This is a genomic window from Streptomyces sp. NPDC027962 (assembly GCF_055566095.1).
Window position 1 is genome coordinate 1 of record NZ_JBVHTA010000074.1, and the last position, 15,460, is coordinate 15,460.

A 15,460-nucleotide genomic window follows, 5' to 3' on the forward strand; every position below is an offset into this window, starting at 1 on the left:
TGCACACCTACAATCACCACCGCGGACACACCGCGCTGAAAGGCCAACCACCCGCCAGCCGCGTCCCCAACCTCTCAGGGCAATACACCTAGGCGTTCAGCTCCGCCAGCACCCGCAGCGTGTGCGGGTCCGGCGCGGTGACCAGCAGATCCGTCACCGGGCCCGAGCGCCACAGCTCCAGCCGTTCCGCGATCCGTACACGCGGGCCGACGAGCGAGATCTCGTCCGCGAAGTCGTCCGGTACGGCGAGTACCGCCTCCTCCCGCCGCCCCGCCAGGAAGAGTTCCTGGATCCTGCGGGCCTCGTCCTGGAAGCCCATCCGGGCCATCAGGTCCGCGTGGAAGTTGCGCGCCGCGTGCCCCATGCCGCCGATGTAGAAGCCGAGCATCGCCTTCACCGGCAGCAGCCCTTCCGCGATGTCGTCGCAGACCCGGGCGCGGGCCATGGGCGCGACCATGAAACCGTCCGGCGCTTCCGCCAACGACGCCTGGTGGACGCCGGTGCGCATCGGCGACCAGTACAGGGGGAGCCAGCCGTCGGCGATACGGGTCGTCTGTGCGATGTTCTTCGGCCCCTCCGCGCCCAGCAGCACAGGGAGGTCCGCGCGCAGGGGATGCGTGATCGCCTTGAGCGGCTTCCCGGTGCCCGTTCCGTCGTCACCCCGGTACGGGTGCGCGTGGAAGCGGCCCGCGAGTTCCACGGGCCCCTTGCGCGCCAGGACCTGGCGGATCACGTCGACGTACTCGCGCGTCGCGGTGAGCGGGCTGCTGGGGAAGGGGCGGCCGTACCACCCCTCCACCACCTGCGGCCCCGACAGGCCGAGCCCCAGCATCATCCGGCCGCCGGAGAGATGGTCCAGGGTCAGCGCGTGCATCGCCGTCGCGGTCGGCGCGCGCGCCGCCATCTGCGCCACGGCCGTGCCGAGCCGGATGCGGGACGTGTGTGCCGCGATCCAGGTGAGTGCGGTGAACGCGTCCGACCCCCACGCCTCCGACGTCCACACCGAGTCGTACCCGAGCTGCTCGGCCTCGCGGGCCAGTTCGAGATGGCCGGGGTCGGGACCGTGGCCCCAGTAGCCGAGGGCGAGTCCGAGTCGCATGCCGGGCCGTCCTTCCCGAGCACCATTCCTGACGGGATGTCAGAGTGATGACGGGGCGTCAGGGTACGGCAACGGCCCCCCACCCGGAAGGGCGAGGGGCCGTGCGGTGTACCAATCAGCCGCGCTGGATGCCCGACGTGTCCTGCAGGACGCCACGACGGCCGTCCTGCGTCTGGGCCACCAGGCCCGGACCGCGCTGCTCCACCGCGAGGTACCAAGTGCCGGGCGCCAGCTCGGCGATCGGCGTCGGCGAACCGTCCTCGCCGTACAGCGGACGGGCCACCGGAACGGCGAACCAGAACGGCGTGAAGTCCGACGGCGCGGCGCTGCTGCCGGTGTCGGCCGGGCCGGCCGCGGCCGGCTGGCCGCCCGCCTGCGGCTGCGCCTGCTGCGCGCCGTAGGGCTGCGGCTGACCGGGCTGGCCGCCGTACGACGGCTGACCGGCGCCCGGGTAGCCGTAGCCGCCCTGCGGCTGGGGCTGCATGCCGTACGGCTGCTGGGCGGCGGCCGGACGCGGCGCGCCGACCAGCGGGGCCTTCAGCGCCGGGACCAGCGGAGTGGCGATCGCGCCGCCCGCGAGGGCGATCGTGGCGAGCAGGCCCAGGATGGCACCGGCGCCCGCGCTGTTCATGTCGATGATCGTCCAGAACATCGCCCACAGCGCGAAGATCGTGAGGGCCACACCGAACTGGCCCAGGTCCAGACCGGCGACCTTGCGGCCCGGCATGCTGCGGCTGAGGACCAGCAGCGCGGCGCCGATGATCCCGCCGATGTAGATGGACATCACTGTGGAGAGCGAGTCCCAGGCGTTCATCGCGTCGCAGTCGACGCCGCTCGGGCAGTCGACGCTCACGAAGCTGAGGAACGAGGCGATGAACAGCACCACCGCTGCTCCGATCACCACGCCGTCGCCTCGAGTGAGGGAGCGGATGTTCACGTAAAAGTCCTTCGTCGTCGTCTCATCATCGGGGCGGTCTTCGCTGCCGCCTTGTTCGGCGGTGTGCACGGACGCGGAGCTCGGGGGTGACTCCCCATCGTAGAGGTGAATCTATCGTCTGCCGGTTCCGGACGTCTGCCCGGTATCGCACTCACCGCTGGAGAAAGCTGCTGATGCCGTCCGCCATTCCCTGCGCCGCCTTCTGCCGCCAGCTCGCGCTGGTGAGCAGAGCGACGTCCTCAGGGTCCCGCATGTTGCCGCATTCGATGAAGACCTTCGGCACGGTCGAAAGGTTGAGTCCGCCGAGATCCTTGCGTACGTCGAGGCCGGTGCCGCCTCCCACGTAGTTGGACGGCGAGCTTCCGGTCGCCCGCAGGAACTTGCCGGCGATCCGCTCACCGAGGTCGCGCGACGGGCCCACGATCTTCGAGGTGTCGGCGGCGCCCGCCTTGACGCGATCGGGGAGGATCACATGGAAGCCGCGGTTGCCGGCCGCCGACCCGTCGGCATGGATCGAGACGACGGCGTCCGCCTTCGCTTCGTTGCCGAATCGTGCCCGTTCGTCGACGCACGGCCCGAACGGCCGGTCGTCGTCCTGGGTGAATTCGACCTCGGCGCCCTGCTTTTCGAGCAGAGTGCGAAGACGACGTGAAACATCCAAGGTGAAATCGGCTTCGCGGTAACCGGCGTTGGTGGCGGTCCCCGTCGTGTCGCATTCCTTGCGGTTGGTTCCGATGTCCACCTGCTTGTTGATCTCGCGGGTGTGCGAGAAGTTCCCCGGGTTGTGCCCCGGGTCCACGACGACGACCTTCCCGGCGAGCGGCAGATCCGGCTTCGCAGGGGGCTTCGACGGCGCGGGCGAGGAGGTGGGGGGTGCGAGGGTCCCGGACCCGGTCGGTGTGGGTGCCGGGGACGGGGAGTCGCCCGGCTTGCCCGCGCTGGTGGCGGTCCCCGCCGGGGCGTCGCCCCCGGGCCCGTCGTCGGCCCGCTGGACCAGCCATCCGCCCAGCCCGGCCGCCACCAGTGCGGCGCCCGCCACTACGGCGACGACACCACTCCGGGAACGGCGTGGCCGGGGATCGTGATGCTGGTTCTCGTCGTACGACACGCTCGCGATGCTAGCGGTCGGTCGGCCCGGTGCTAGATGCCCGCGCCCGTGCGTCGCAGGACACGCAGCGAGTCCGTGACGGAAATCTCGCTGAACGCCCCCGACGCGAGTGCGCGCAGACAGACCCGGTACGGGGCCTGGCCGGTCCACTCGTCCACAGGGTCGGGGAAGACGTCGTGGATGACGAGCAGCCCGCCCACCGCCACATGCGGGGCCCAGCCCTCGTAGTCGTTCGTCGCGTGTTCGTCGGTGTGGCCGCCGTCGACGAAGACCAGCCCGACCTGTCCGCCCCACACCTTCGCCACCTGCGGCGAACGCCCGACGACCGCGATCACGTGGTCCTCCAGGCCCGCCTTGTGCAGGGTCCGGCGGAAGGTGGGCAGTGTGTCCATCCGGCCGACCTCGGGGTCCACGACCGTCGGGTCGTGGTAGTCCCACCCCGGCTGCTGCTCCTCGCTGCCCCGGTGATGGTCGACGGTCACGACCACGGTCCCGGCCTCGCGGGCCGCGTCCGCCAGCAGGATCGTCGAGCGCCCGCAGTACGTCCCCACCTCGAGCAACGGCAGCCCGAGCGCACCCGCCTCGATCGCGGCCGCGTAGAGAGCGAGGCCCTCGTTGACGGGCATGAAGCCCTTGGCGGCCTCGAAGGCGGCGAGGGTCTCCGGCTTGGGTGTGGGAGTGGCGGGCATCGGGACCTCCTGGGAAGGGGCGTACGGAGGCGGACAGGGGGCGTACAGATGGGGGGACCATCGTGCCCTACGCGCCGGTAGCTCCTGCGCGGGCGGGCGGGTTGCGTGCTTTACGTCGCCTCTGTGCGCATGCTTGATTGCGCTCGGCGACATGGTGCACCTTCGCAGCCCTGACCCTCTGCGTCGCCCCTCGACTCCTACGGCTGCGAACTCCGCCGCCGAAGAGGGGAGGGCGGGCTCCGGCAGGGCCGGTTGGGCTCGTGCATCTTCGTCACGGGCCGGCTCGTCGGCCAGATCGAGTCGGCGAAGAAGGCCCCGACGCGGGACTTCAGCGAACGGGTGGACGCGGCGCTGGACCGTACGCGACTCCAAGGACCCCCACGGCCCCGTCTTCACCACCACCCCGGCGGCCTTCGCGGCGTTCGTCGCCGCCGCCGGGGCCAGGCGCATCTGACCTTCCATCAGGGTGGAACCTGTTCTACTCTTGCGCCCCGCCACTCACTGGCACGAGGGGGCACGGTGAAGCGTTACGTCGTCGGCGTCGGCACCACCAAGTTCGAGAAGCCCGAGACCCGTGACTGGCAGTACTGGGACATGGCGCGGGAGGCCGGCTCCGGTGCGCTCGCCGACGCGGGTGTCCCGTACGAGCAGGTGCAACAGGTGGCCGTCGGCTACTGCTTCCAGGCTTCCACCGCCGGACAGCGGGCCGCGTACGAGCTCGGTCTCACCGGGGTACCCGTCTACAACGTCAACAACAACTGTGCGACCGGCGCGACGGCCCTGACGCTGGCCCGGCAGTTCGTCGAGGGCGGCATGAGCGACTGCGTGCTGGCGCTCGGCTTCGAGAGGATGAGCCGCGGCGCCCTGGGAGGCGGAGCCGGGCAGGGCGACTTCGCGACCTCACCCGTCGCCCGCCACTACGGGATCATGTCCGCCCGCCACGGCTTCGAGGCCACCCCGCCCACCGCGCAGATCTTCGGCAACGCCGCCCGCGAGCACATGGAGCGCCACGGCACGACCGAGGCGCAGCTCGCCGCCGTCGCGGCCAAGAACCACCGGCACTCGGCGAACAACCCGGACGCCCAGTTCCAGGACGTGTACACCGTCGACGAGATTTTGGCCGCCCGGCCGATCCACCACCCGCTGACCAAGCTCCAGTGCTCACCCACCTCCGACGGCGCCGCTGCCGCCGTCGTCGTCTCGGAACGATTCGTCGTGCAGCACGGCCTCCACGACCGGGCGGTCGAGATCGTCGCCCAGGCCATGACCACCGACACCGAGGAGTCCTTCGCCTCAGGCTCGTGCATCGACGCCGTGGGCCGGCCGATGTCCCGCGCCGCGGCCCGAGCGGTCTACGAGAGCTCCGGGCTCGGCATCGAGAACGTGGACGTCGTCGAACTCCACGACTGCTTCTCCGTCAACGAGCTGCTGACCTACGAGGCGCTCGGTATGTGCGAGGACGGCGAGTCCGGGAAGCTCGTCGAGAGCGGCGCCACGACGTACGGCGGCCGGTGGGTGGTCAACCCGTCGGGCGGCCTGATCTCCAAGGGCCACCCGCTCGGCGCGACCGGCCTGGCCCAGGCCGCCGAACTGGTCCGCCAGCTCCGCAACGAGGCGGGGCCCCGCCAGGTCCCGGGCGCCCGGGTCGGCCTCGCGCACAACATCGGCCTGGGCGGCGCGGCGGTGGTGACGCTGCTGCGGCGCTGATGGAGTCATGAACCATCCGTCGGATCCCTGAGAAGGGGGCGCGTCGCGCCGGTGGGTAAATCGGTGGGTAGAGAGGAGTGCCGGCGGTATGCCAGGTAGGCATCCCTGACCACCGTCGGGATCACCCGGCCGAGGGCCTTGACGCTGAGCGCGCTGCTCCTGGACGTCGTCGACATGGGCGACTCGTTGCGGTGCAGCAGCTCGGGAATGGTTCGTGCCAACTCCTCGGACAGGTCCTGCTCCGCCCCCGTGGCCTGCGGGTCGGTGGCGTTCCATGGGATCACGACCTTGACCTCGGGCCGATGCAGTCTGTTGAGCGCCATGAGTTGTGCACGCAGTGAGGGCACTCGCACGGCCCACGGGTCGACAAGCACGATCAGCGGGCCCTGAGAGGGGGTACGTCCCTCAAGACTCGCGAGCCCCTCCTCGAACGGCACGATGTCCACCTGGCGGTTGGAGACGAAGATGAGAGATTCCACGAGAGTCGCCACGGCCCGCTTGGACTGGGGGCGGAACGGATTCCAGGCGTCCCGTGTCGGCCCGTAGTAGAAAGGCGTGCGTTCTGGGGGGAGTTCCGGGGCAGACGGAGCCGCCACCGCCAGCCGCAGATTGCCCGGAATGCCCCCGGGCACTCCGAAGGCACTGGGCGCGCTGCGGTAGTCCACGGGACTGCCGGGGGCGAGCTGGGCTTCTTCGGCGGCGCTGACGATCCGTTTCGCCAGCTCGTAGACGGCCCGCTCGTATTCCTCGGAAAATATCCGGAGCTTGATCAGCCCGTAGAGACCATCGGTGGCATAGCGCTCGCCGAAGGCCCGGTGGTTGAACTGCAGGCGTTGTGCTGGTCCAGGAAGTTGTTCCGGCGGTATCGGCACCCACAGCGCGGGCACGATGGGCTCGGCCGGTCTGCCGCTCCTGGCGTGGTGGTAGATGGCCCGCTGCGCGAAGGCGTACCACTCCTTGCCGCACATCTCGCTGGCGAAGTAGCGGGGGGAGAAGAGCGGGACGAACGACCGGCAGTTGGCGAGCACTTCACCCAGCCGCTCGGACCAGCCCTCCCCCGTTCTGATCTCCCGGTCCATGAAGCCGGCGGGGGCGCCGGCCGGCAGATCGGTCATGGCCATCACGTGGCTGCACAGATCACGGAAGAGACGCTCGACCCACATGTCGGGGTCGGGGCCTCCCTCCGCGTACCGGGGGGTATGGGCGTAACTCAGAAAGAAGTAGGGGCGGTGGTCCGCAGGACGGTCCCCGTCCCAGGCGTAGCGGGGCCGGAGCCGACCCGCGCCGACTGGTGCCGGTATCCGCGCCGGTGACGCGGGGGGCAAGGGTCGGTCCGGGACATCCGTGGGCTCTGCTGCCGACGTGGCCCGACTGTCGTCGGCCACACCCAGCGCGTCCAGAGTGCGGGTCGAGACGTCCGCGAAGGGTCCCGCCGCCGAGGAGATCGCGGCCCGGCCGTCGGCAGCGGGAACGAGTGCCGCGAAATGCCCGGCGGCGGACGTGTTGGCCGCGATGAAACGGCTCACCGCATCACGCGTACGCCGCGCGTCGCGGGCCCCGAGCCGCTCGGTCAACCGCTCGCGCACACCGTCCCTGAAGCGCAGGACCGGGCTCCCGGCGCCTGCCGTTCCTTCGTTGATCGAAACCAGACCACTGACCACGACTTCGGCGACATCGGCCGAAGTCGCCTCGGGTACGAGTTCCTGCCGGATCAGGTGGAGCAGCGCGGTGTTCAGACGGGGGTAGGGCGAACACAGCACGGCGAGGCGCAGGGCCGGCGCCGACGCGTGGTGGAGGAACGCCTCGACGAGCTGTTCGGCGTCCGGCGGCCCGGGCCGGGTCCGTGGCCGCGGAATGGTCCCCGGCTTCGGGACGAGCACCGCTTGGCAACCTGCCGGCGCCCCGCGCATGAGCATGCGTGTCCAACGCGCGACCGAACGCGGAGAGAGCGCCACCACCGGAACGGGCACCCACCGTCCGCCCCGATGCGCATCCCGCAGGGAGTCCAGCAACGGCGGTACGAGGTAGCGCAGCTGGACGTTGGACGAGCCCGCGACGGGCGGCGGGAAGACCTTGACGGCAGGGAGGTCGAGCCCTGACTGCCGCCAGATCTTGGGCGGCAGAGGGTTGAGAAGCACCGCGGGCGCAACCGCGGAGCGGCGGCGGAGGAGCTCCCACACCGCGTCGCCGCCCGACGCACAGTCGGAGACGACCAACAGAAGCCGTCGGGACTGCGCGGTGGTCGACGCCCCTTCCCGCTGACTTCCGAAGCGGGGGCTCCCCTTGGCGGCCTGCCCCCCTCCCTGACCCGGATCAATGCCGGCTGTGCGCAGGGTGCGGAAGACACCTGACGTGGCGAGCACCTTGAGCAGTTCGTCGACGGTGTCGCTCCATACAGCCATCGTGGGCGACCGGTCGACCACGACAGTCAGGTCGAACCAGCGTTCCGGGCTGGGCCGGAACGCGGGGACGAGCTCACCGCTCCTCGCGTAGTCGGAGACAGTGGCATCGACGTCGAGCTGCTGTCGGCGACCGTTTCGCCACCGACGGCCCAACGGCCTGAGAGCCGAGGCGATCTGCCTGGCGTGCGGGAGCGCCGACGCTCGTGGCACGGTCACCTCGCGTGCCGAGAGCGTGGAGCCCTCTCCTTCCGGCATTGCCTGGTACACAGGACGCCCTTCGGTGTCCCAGTCGGGAAGCCGCTCACGGAGGTCGGCAGGCGTGGCCGGGTCGACGCCGCTGCCGCCGCCGTCGCCGGGCGCGGCCGCCCGCCTCCGCATACGGGCGGACAGCCACAGCAGCTCGGCCAGCGACCTGGCGTCCATGTCCTCGCCGACACGGCTCAGAGCGCTGATGACCGCTGTCAGCGCATCGGGTCCAGGGCCTCGTCCGCCGTCCTGCTCAGGCACTTGAGAGATCCTTCATGAGAAGGCTGATGAGCCGGCCGTTCTCCTCGGGCGAGCCGGTGGTGCCCTTGAGCAGGTGGAGAGTGCCGAGCAACTGGTCGACCGCAACGTTCTCGCCCGACGCGACACGGCGTACGAAATCGTCGATCAGCTCTGCCTCGGGCCCGACGTCGCCGACGTCCAGCCGCAGGTGACCGCGGACAACGGCGCGCATCAGGGCGGCTGTCGGCTTCGGCATGGTGAAGCGCACACAACGGCGCAGGAAGGCTGCAGGGAGGTCCTGCTCCCCGTTGCTCGTCATCACGATGAACGGGAATTCGGTGCACTGCACATGGCCCCTTCGAGCGAGGTGGCGGGCATCGGTGTTCCACATACGCAGCTGAGCCTCTTCCTGGGCTTCCCGCAGAAGCTCCGTGATGTGGAACTCCCCACGCTCCAGGACATCCAGCAGGTCGCCCGGCAGGTCGAGATCCGCCTTGTCGATCTCGTCGATGAGCAAGGCCCGGGGGCGCGGTGACGGAAGCAGCGCGGTCCCCAACTGGCCGAGGGTGAGGAAGTCCGCGATGTCGTCCGCAGCGGCATCCTGGCCGGCCCTCGCCTTCTCCTGCTGAAGCCGGTGGGCATGGATGCGGCCGAGGGCGTCGTAGCGGTACAGCGCGTCCGCGAGTGTGCTCCGTGAGGTGATGTGCCATCGCAGCACAGGCCCAAGAGCGAGTTCGGCAGCCACCTGTTCGATGACGGTGGACTTGCCGCTGCCGGGGCCCCCGGTGATCAGCAGCGGTCGCCGCAGCGCGAGGGCGGCGTTCACAGCGTCGGTCAGACCCTGCGGCGGGCGGAAGACCTCGGCCGGTGACGGCGTGGGAAAGGTGCGCCACGGTGGAGGAGTGGGCAGCACTGTGTCCGCCCGTGCGATTCCGTCGCCCCGGTAGTAGTCGTCCCACATCATGCAGTCCCCTCGTTGCTCGCCCGGGCCGGTGGTGGTGTCGAACGGAAATGCCAGCAGAAGCGCAGCCAGTCCTGGTCGTCCCAGACGGCACGGAGGTCGGCGAGGTCCCCGGCCTCCTCTCCGAGCCAGCGGTTGCGGTAGGCGCGGGTGAGTACCCACGGCATGGCCCACCAACTGGCTTCGAGACAGCCGTGCCGTTCCTTCGGAAATCCGGCTGAGGCGTGTGGCCAGAGCAGAACGGGGGTGTAGGCGAGCAGCGTTTCCATGAGCCGGGCATCGGTCCCGGGGTGCTGCGTGAGGCCTATCCCCCGCGTATAGCGGCCGTTGCGCAGTTGGTTGCGCAGTGTCTGCGGGTCGGCGAGCTCCTGCTGGGCCAGCCAGTCGACCGGCGCGCCGTCGCCGCACTCCGAGATCGTCTCCCATCGATCGGTCAGGATGCCTTCGATACTGCGCAGCACGGCGTCCGGGTTGAGCCGGTTGCTCCAGTGCAGCCGGACGTCGAAGCGCACCCCGAGCAGAAGGGCCGTACCGGCCTCCTCGGGCCGCCATTCGAGCAGCAGATTGCTGGGAACGGCGATGTCCAGCCGCTTCAGGGGCAGCTTCAGTGTTCGTGCGAGTTCGTCGGCCCACAGCACCGCCCTTTCGACGGCTCCCTCCGCTCCCCGCCTGTCGGCTGTTCCATTGGCGAACTGCTCGTGATGCAGCAGCGCACCGTCCATCAGGAGCCAGGCGTCGAGCGTCTCGGGCCACTCCCCGGCGAGGGAGGAGTGAAGACTCACCACCAGACTCATCCGCTGGCCGTCCGTTCGCGTCGCGGCGTGCCGGCGCGCGTCGTTGACCAGCGTCGGCGCCTCGATCTGTTGTCCCCAGTCCTCCAGGGCGGGATCGTCGAGGCTCATTCCGCAGGCCTGGCCGAGCAGTGCGACAAAGCGTGCGATAGCCCGCCGGCCGTCCGCCTCGGACTCAGGGTGGTTGAAGGCGAGTTCGTCGATGATGCCGATGTCCGTGAGGGACACGCTCGCACCGGGCAGCCGTCTGTCGGCAGCGAGCATGGTGTGCAGCGCGTGCCGCATGGCCTCGGTGGTGAGCTTGCCGCCGAGCCAGCTGCGGATGAACGTGACGGTGTGAATGGCGACGATCGCCCCGTCGAGTGCGCGCAGTGCGCGTGCCCTCTCGTCCGACGCGGCGTGGCCGAGCAGCTCCTCTCGGCACTGAAGGTGCGACTGCAGACCCGAACCGGGAGTCGGAAGGGGCAAAGGGGGGTCGATGCGGCGGAGCGACTCGGTGAGCTCCTCGTGGGCGAGTGGGCCCGTGAGACCGCCCATGAGGGCATGGCGGGCGCATGCGTTGCGAGCGATCCACAGGGGCTCGGACTCCGCACCCGCATAGTCGAAAGCGGTGATGTTCTGTCCGACGAGATCCGTGCGTAAGGCATGGCCGATATCCGCCAGTGTGAGCTTTCCCCCCGCTGTGAGCAGGCCCCTCCTGAGGAGGGAGGTGAAGCCCCGGGAGAAGGCGAGGTCGACGGCGGACTGATTGAGCGAGGAACCCATCAGGAGGGACAGCCGGCTCTGTCCCAGCCGGGTGCCCGCTGTGAGGTCCTGGGCCGCCGGGAGGGCACCGGCCGCGTGACAGGTGTCGATGATGCCGAGGACGCCCGGGATCCCGGGGTGGTCGAGAGCCCGCGTCAGGAGTTCGGTCACGTTCACCGCTCCGTGCCTGACGTCCTCGACCGAGTCGGCACCCATGAAGTGGAGCGTCGCGGCCTGGCCGGGTACGAAGCCGTGCCCGAGGAAAGCCAGCACCAACACCGCCCCGTGCTCGGCCGCGTACGCCGCAGCCGTGTGCACCGTGTCGGTGATCCTCGTGCTGGTCAGTCCGTCACCGGTGACCAATGCACTGCTGCCCGGGGGGAGGCCCGGGCGGCAGGCTCCGAGCGAGGCGTCGGACAGGACCGCGAACAAGTCGGCGGCCGCTTCCTCCAAGCGCGTCAGGCGGTCCATCGAGGCGCACTGAGGTGCGACGACGAGCACATGGCGCCTGGCTGCCCTACCGCGCATCTGCCTTGCCGTGAGGCAGGGCCGCAGCGTCGGCCAGAGCTTCGGCGACCGGTCCTGCAACGCTCGCCTGGGCCAGGTACTTCTCTGCCGAGTGCACCCATATGCCGTCGGAATCCACGCGGCAGCTCACCGGTACCACGCCGGAGGAGTTCGCAGCCAACTCTCTCTCCAGATGGGGGCGGACAGCGATAATGTCGTCCCGGTCCCAGTAGTTCCTCCACCGGAGCACTCCGTCGGGTACACGGGGAGGCTGAGGGATCAGTCGCGGCCATACGACGGACCGCATGGCGATCGGTGAGCCGAGGGTGACGAACAGCGGTGTGGCTGAAGGGAGTTCGTGCAGCGCTTCCAGGGCCACGACGGTGCCCAGCGAGTGAGAGACCACTACCGACGGTCCGTCACCAATGGCTGTCAGGACGCGCGCACGGGCGCGGCGGTCGAGGGCGGACCCTGCCGCATCCGTCTCACCACGCGCCAGGTACCGGGCCACCTGAGCGAGGTCGCGGACCATCAGCTTGGGGGTGATCCACTGGGCCGCCGTCCCCCATGGCTTGAGCGCCAGCACCGTTGTCGCCACGTTGAGCGCCCGGCGCGCCACGTCGAGACCGCCCTGGCTCTGGTCCCTCGGCCGGGCCTGTGCCCGCGCACCCGCCAGGAGACGGCGGTTGGCTTCTTCGCTCTCCTCGGCGATCAGCCCGTCGACCCACGCGACGAGGAGATCCGAGAGGATCTCGGCCTCGGCCTGCCCGGCCACCATGTCCCCTTCGCCCTGCGCCTGGTCGCGTCGGAAGAGATCGCCATAGTGTGCGAAAACGCACTCGACGCCGCCATCCGCGGACAGTGAGCCGGCGAGTCTCGAATGCCCGGCAGCACGCATGCCGGCGGCCAGTGCTGCGGTCCAGCCGGTCAACTCGCGGACGGGGTCGCGGGGGCGGCCTATCCCATGGACGAAAACGAGTCGTGGTCGCAAGAGCCGCCCTCCCCGTGTCGACGCGCGTGCTCAGCAGGCTAGCAACGAGCCGTCGGCTCCGGGAGGTGATCGCACAGGGGCACCTGTGGCGGTGCGGCGTCCGCGGCCGCCCGCTCCGCCGGCGCAACCGACCACTCCCTGACGGCCGGCTACGCGTTGGCGTTCCGTAGGGGGACGGGCGTGCTGCTCGCGGCCGCCGTGCCGATGCTGCTGTGGCTGCCGAGGCCCGCGGCGGAACGGGCCCAGGCCCGACGGGCACTGGGCGCGGCACCCGGCCTTCCCGGAGAGGTCAAGATATCGCAAAGCGTCAGGTATTCCGGCATCAGGGGGAGACGGATTAAAGATACCCTGTGCCTGGTTTTATGCGCTCATCACGCCTTCTGATCGAACTCTGCGTTTCGAATCCCTCTGCCCGGCGGCAGTACGTCAACCGCGAATGAACTCGATTGGGGTCACCCGTGCCGGACATGAATATGACGTTGGCGGTGGGGGGATTAATCGTCGGATTGGCCGGCGTGGTCCTCACCATCCTCTATGCGCGCAAAGCGGAGCGCCTGAACAGCATTCGGAAGCGCCTCGACTGGCCCGATCTGCAGGCAGCTGCTTCCGATCTGTCACAGAAGATCAGGGCGGACTTCAATCCCGTTGCAGTTGTGACGCCGGGTCTGACAGGGGCCACGTTCGCCAATCTGCTGGTGACGGACTTCCCGGGCCAACCCCCTGTGTACGTCGGGATAAGGACCTGGAAGGCGGCGGACCACTCTTCCGGGCTCAGCTCCGATTCGATTCGGATCGAGACCAAGAAGTGGATAGTGGAAATCCCCGCGAGCGTGACAGCCCTCATCGAGAGCCAGGGCGACGTACTCATCGTCGACGATTTCGCCATGTCGGGCGACTTCCTCGAGATGCTGCGGTCCGAGATGGTGACGGCAGGATTCAGTCCGGAGCGGATTCACTCGTGCTCGCTCGCCGTCACCAAGGTAGCCATAAAGAACCACAAGTCGCCCGACTACTACTGGTGGATCGCCGACGACGACGAGTTCTACTTCCCCTGGGGGAAGGCCAGGTGATCAAGGCATCGCTCTCCTCGATCTGCAAAGAAGTGGTCACGACGGTCGAGCATGAGGCCTCCCGGGTCCCGGACTACAGTGCAGATTTCAAGAACCCCTCGCAGGTGCAGACCAAGACGTCCATCGGGGATGTGATCACCCAGCTCGACCGGACGATAGAGCACGAACTGATCCAGAGGCTGACGGCGATCATCCCCGGATCTCGCGTGATCGGCGAGGAGTCGGGGCAGCATGGCGACGGCTTCCTCAATTGGATCATCGACCCGATCGACGGATCCACGAACGTGCTGCACGGCATGCAGCATGCAGCCGTCTCAGTGGCGCTGTGCGAAGGTTCGATCCCCAAGCTCGGGGTGGTTCACAATCCATTCACGGGAATGAGTTACTACGCGGTGGCGGGCGAGGGGGCGTTCTCCCGTCGCCGGCCGTCTCCTGTGGGCAAGGAGACGGACGAGCGGGTCGAGGTGTCGCCGAACAGGCGGCTTTCGCACTCCCTGCTCGGGTTCGGCCTCCCCTACGACCGAAGCAAGGCACGAAGAATCTTCCATGTCGCCGAACAGGCATTTGCCCAGTGCCAGGACTTGAGGCGACGCGGCAGCGCTGCCCTCGACCTCGTCTCGGTGGCGACCGGAGAGCTCGACGGATACTTCGAACTGGATCTCCGGGTGTGGGATGTCGCTGCTGCCGGGCTCATCCTGCAGGAGGCCGGCGGTTCGATCTCGTCCTGGGACGGCAGGCGCCTCAGGTGGGAATCTCCGGAAAAGAAGCTGGACGTGCTGGCGACGAACGGTGCGATTCACGGTGCCCTGCAGGGGCTCCTGCTCGAGTGTCCCTAGCAGGCATTCATTCTGAACCGGGGGAATCATGGCGTCGGCGCGCATCAGCATTGTGATACCGAGCTCGTTTCGAACGGAAATGCTTCGAAGGTCCGTCAAATCGGTCCTCGACCAGTCCATGCCCGACCTGGAACTGGTGGTGGTGAACAACGGGAGGCGCGCCGACGTCGCGGCCTCGATGCTGGGGGACTTCTCGGATCCTCGGCTGCGCATTGTGAGTCTCCGTAGGAACTCATTCTTCTGCGCTCCTGTGAACTACGGTGTGTCCGTGTCCACGGCCCCTTATGTGGCCACATTGAACGATGATGCCTATCTGGACTCCAACTGGGCCGAGGGTATTTTTGCCGCATTTGAGGGCAATTCGGAGGCAGGGTCGGTCGCATCGTTGGTCGTCCAGGCGGGTGATCCGGCCTTGATCGATTCTGCCGGCAGTCACGTGGACCTTTGGGGGCGCGCGTCCAACCTTCTGTGGGGCTCGCCACTGGATTCGTTTGCCGGTGGAGTGCGTCCTGTGTTCTCGGTGTCAAGTTGCTGCGCCGCCTACCGGCGTGAGTCGTGGGAAGCAGTCGGCGGGCTGGACGAAGACTTCACTGCCTATCTGGAGGATGTCGACCTGGGGTTTCGGATGCAACTGCTCGGAATGTCCTGCCTGCTTGAGCCGTCCTGTCGCGCATACCACTACGGCTCGAGTACGCCCACCCCTTCGTCTTACAAGGCATTCCTCATAGAGCGCAACCATGTGTGGAACGTCGTCAAAAACTTTCCCGATGCCCTCTTGAAGCGCCACGCCCTGTCCATCATGAAAGCCAACCTGCGCCCGGTGGCGCTGCAGAACGGGAGTTCCGTGCGAACTCTTCTGTCGGGAAAGATGGCTGCCGCCGCCCGCTTTCGCAGCATGCTGCGAAAGCGGGAGTCCATCCAGCGGTCCAGGCGAATCTCGGTAGCAGCACTGGAATCTCTCCTGATGCCGACCAGCCCACCGGTGTGCAAGCTCTGAGCCGATTCCTAGAGCCAGCCCTGTCGGCGGGCCTCGCGGACCCAGGGCGATTTCAAAGTCGGGGTGATCTTGTAGGCGTGCAGGTCACGGCGGTGTGACGATGTTCTGTGGGCGCGCGACGTACGCAACGAAGCT

Annotated in this window: 13 protein-coding genes; 5 read left to right on the top strand and 8 right to left on the bottom strand. The window is 68.6% G+C overall.

Annotation, left to right across the window (positions count from 1 at the left end; genetic code table 11):
* Nucleotides 1-88: 88 nt before the first annotated feature.
* The 4 genes from ACZ4SA_RS36040 to ACZ4SA_RS36055 all read right to left on the bottom strand — a co-directional run bounded on the left by ACZ4SA_RS36040 (nt 89) and on the right by ACZ4SA_RS36055 (nt 3,833).
* Entirely contained in the window at nt 89-1,099 is a 1,011-nt protein-coding gene (locus ACZ4SA_RS36040) for an LLM class F420-dependent oxidoreductase (RefSeq protein ID WP_468282765.1), read from the bottom strand.
* Between the two features lie 115 nt (nt 1,100-1,214).
* Complete coding sequence (locus ACZ4SA_RS36045; protein ID WP_468282768.1) at nt 1,215-2,036, bottom strand: DUF5336 domain-containing protein; 822 nt, start codon at nt 2,034-2,036, stop codon at nt 1,215-1,217.
* Nucleotides 2,037-2,187: 151 nt separating this feature from the next.
* Nucleotides 2,188-3,144, bottom strand: coding sequence for an N-acetylmuramoyl-L-alanine amidase (locus tag ACZ4SA_RS36050; RefSeq protein WP_468282771.1), 957 nt, complete (start codon nt 3,142-3,144; stop codon nt 2,188-2,190).
* Nucleotides 3,145-3,176: 32 nt separating this feature from the next.
* The gene (locus ACZ4SA_RS36055) at nt 3,177-3,833 is read right to left on the bottom strand and encodes a class I SAM-dependent methyltransferase (RefSeq protein ID WP_468282774.1); all 657 of its coding nucleotides are present in this window, start codon (nt 3,831-3,833) and stop codon (nt 3,177-3,179) included.
* A gap of 151 nt (nt 3,834-3,984) precedes the next feature.
* On the opposite strand from ACZ4SA_RS36055, the gene ACZ4SA_RS36060 reads away from it, so the two are divergent.
* Both ACZ4SA_RS36060 and ACZ4SA_RS36065 read left to right on the top strand, forming a co-directional pair.
* Nucleotides 3,985-4,287, top strand: a complete 303-nt coding sequence (locus tag ACZ4SA_RS36060) for a DUF397 domain-containing protein (RefSeq protein WP_468282777.1) — start codon at nt 3,985-3,987, stop codon at nt 4,285-4,287.
* 65 nt (nt 4,288-4,352) lie between these two features.
* Nucleotides 4,353-5,540 (top strand): lipid-transfer protein, encoded by a 1,188-nt coding sequence (locus ACZ4SA_RS36065; protein ID WP_468282780.1) that lies wholly within the window; start codon nt 4,353-4,355, stop codon nt 5,538-5,540.
* 5 nt (nt 5,541-5,545) lie between these two features.
* On the opposite strand, the gene ACZ4SA_RS36070 is transcribed toward ACZ4SA_RS36065, so the two are convergent.
* Genes ACZ4SA_RS36070 through ACZ4SA_RS36085 form a run of 4 tightly spaced genes read right to left on the bottom strand, consistent with a single transcriptional unit; the run spans nt 5,546 to nt 12,422 of the window.
* Nucleotides 5,546-8,449, bottom strand: coding sequence for a TIR-like protein FxsC (locus tag ACZ4SA_RS36070; protein WP_468282782.1), 2,904 nt, complete (start codon nt 8,447-8,449; stop codon nt 5,546-5,548).
* Nucleotides 8,442-9,392 carry an AAA family ATPase gene (locus ACZ4SA_RS36075; protein ID WP_468282785.1) on the bottom strand — a complete coding sequence of 317 codons (951 nt, stop codon included), beginning with the start codon at nt 9,390-9,392 and terminating at the stop codon, nt 8,442-8,444. The genes ACZ4SA_RS36070 and ACZ4SA_RS36075 overlap by 8 nt, the downstream gene beginning before the upstream one ends.
* Nucleotides 9,389-11,395 (bottom strand): vWA-MoxR associated conflict system protein, encoded by a 2,007-nt coding sequence (locus ACZ4SA_RS36080; RefSeq protein WP_468282788.1) that lies wholly within the window; start codon nt 11,393-11,395, stop codon nt 9,389-9,391. The genes ACZ4SA_RS36075 and ACZ4SA_RS36080 overlap by 4 nt, the downstream gene beginning before the upstream one ends.
* A 46-nt stretch (nt 11,396-11,441) precedes the next feature.
* Nucleotides 11,442-12,422 (bottom strand): hypothetical protein, encoded by a 981-nt coding sequence (locus ACZ4SA_RS36085; RefSeq protein ID WP_468282791.1) that lies wholly within the window; start codon nt 12,420-12,422, stop codon nt 11,442-11,444.
* 467 nt (nt 12,423-12,889) lie between these two features.
* Here ACZ4SA_RS36085 and ACZ4SA_RS36090 point away from each other — a divergent pair, with 467 nt between their 5' ends.
* From ACZ4SA_RS36090 to ACZ4SA_RS36100, 3 genes are read left to right on the top strand one after another with little or no spacing between them, the layout of a single operon-like run.
* Nucleotides 12,890-13,492 (top strand): phosphoribosyltransferase family protein, encoded by a 603-nt coding sequence (locus tag ACZ4SA_RS36090; protein WP_468282801.1) that lies wholly within the window; start codon nt 12,890-12,892, stop codon nt 13,490-13,492.
* On the top strand, nt 13,489-14,328 hold the full coding sequence (locus ACZ4SA_RS36095) for an inositol monophosphatase family protein (RefSeq protein ID WP_468282794.1): 840 nt from the start codon (nt 13,489-13,491) through the stop codon (nt 14,326-14,328). The genes ACZ4SA_RS36090 and ACZ4SA_RS36095 overlap by 4 nt, the downstream gene beginning before the upstream one ends.
* Nucleotides 14,329-14,356: 28 nt before the next feature.
* Entirely contained in the window at nt 14,357-15,325 is a 969-nt protein-coding gene (locus tag ACZ4SA_RS36100; protein ID WP_468282798.1) for a glycosyltransferase family 2 protein, read from the top strand.
* Nucleotides 15,326-15,460 lie beyond the last annotated feature (135 nt).

What these genes read in the sequence shown, in the direction of transcription:
- ACZ4SA_RS36040 (WP_468282765.1), bottom strand. Translation starts at nt 1,099, where the DNA reads ATGCGACTCGGACTCGCCCTCGGCTACTGGGGCCACGGTCCCGACCCC.
- ACZ4SA_RS36100 (WP_468282798.1), top strand. Translation starts at nt 14,357, where the DNA reads ATGGCGTCGGCGCGCATCAGCATTGTGATACCGAGCTCGTTTCGAACG.
- ACZ4SA_RS36060 (WP_468282777.1), top strand. Translation starts at nt 3,985, where the DNA reads ATGGTGCACCTTCGCAGCCCTGACCCTCTGCGTCGCCCCTCGACTCCT.
- ACZ4SA_RS36055 (WP_468282774.1), bottom strand. Translation starts at nt 3,833, where the DNA reads ATGCCCGCCACTCCCACACCCAAGCCGGAGACCCTCGCCGCCTTCGAG.
- ACZ4SA_RS36080 (WP_468282788.1), bottom strand. Translation starts at nt 11,395, where the DNA reads ATGGACCGCCTGACGCGCTTGGAGGAAGCGGCCGCCGACTTGTTCGCG.
- ACZ4SA_RS36075 (WP_468282785.1), bottom strand. Translation starts at nt 9,392, where the DNA reads ATGATGTGGGACGACTACTACCGGGGCGACGGAATCGCACGGGCGGAC.
- ACZ4SA_RS36090 (WP_468282801.1), top strand. Translation starts at nt 12,890, where the DNA reads ATGAATATGACGTTGGCGGTGGGGGGATTAATCGTCGGATTGGCCGGC.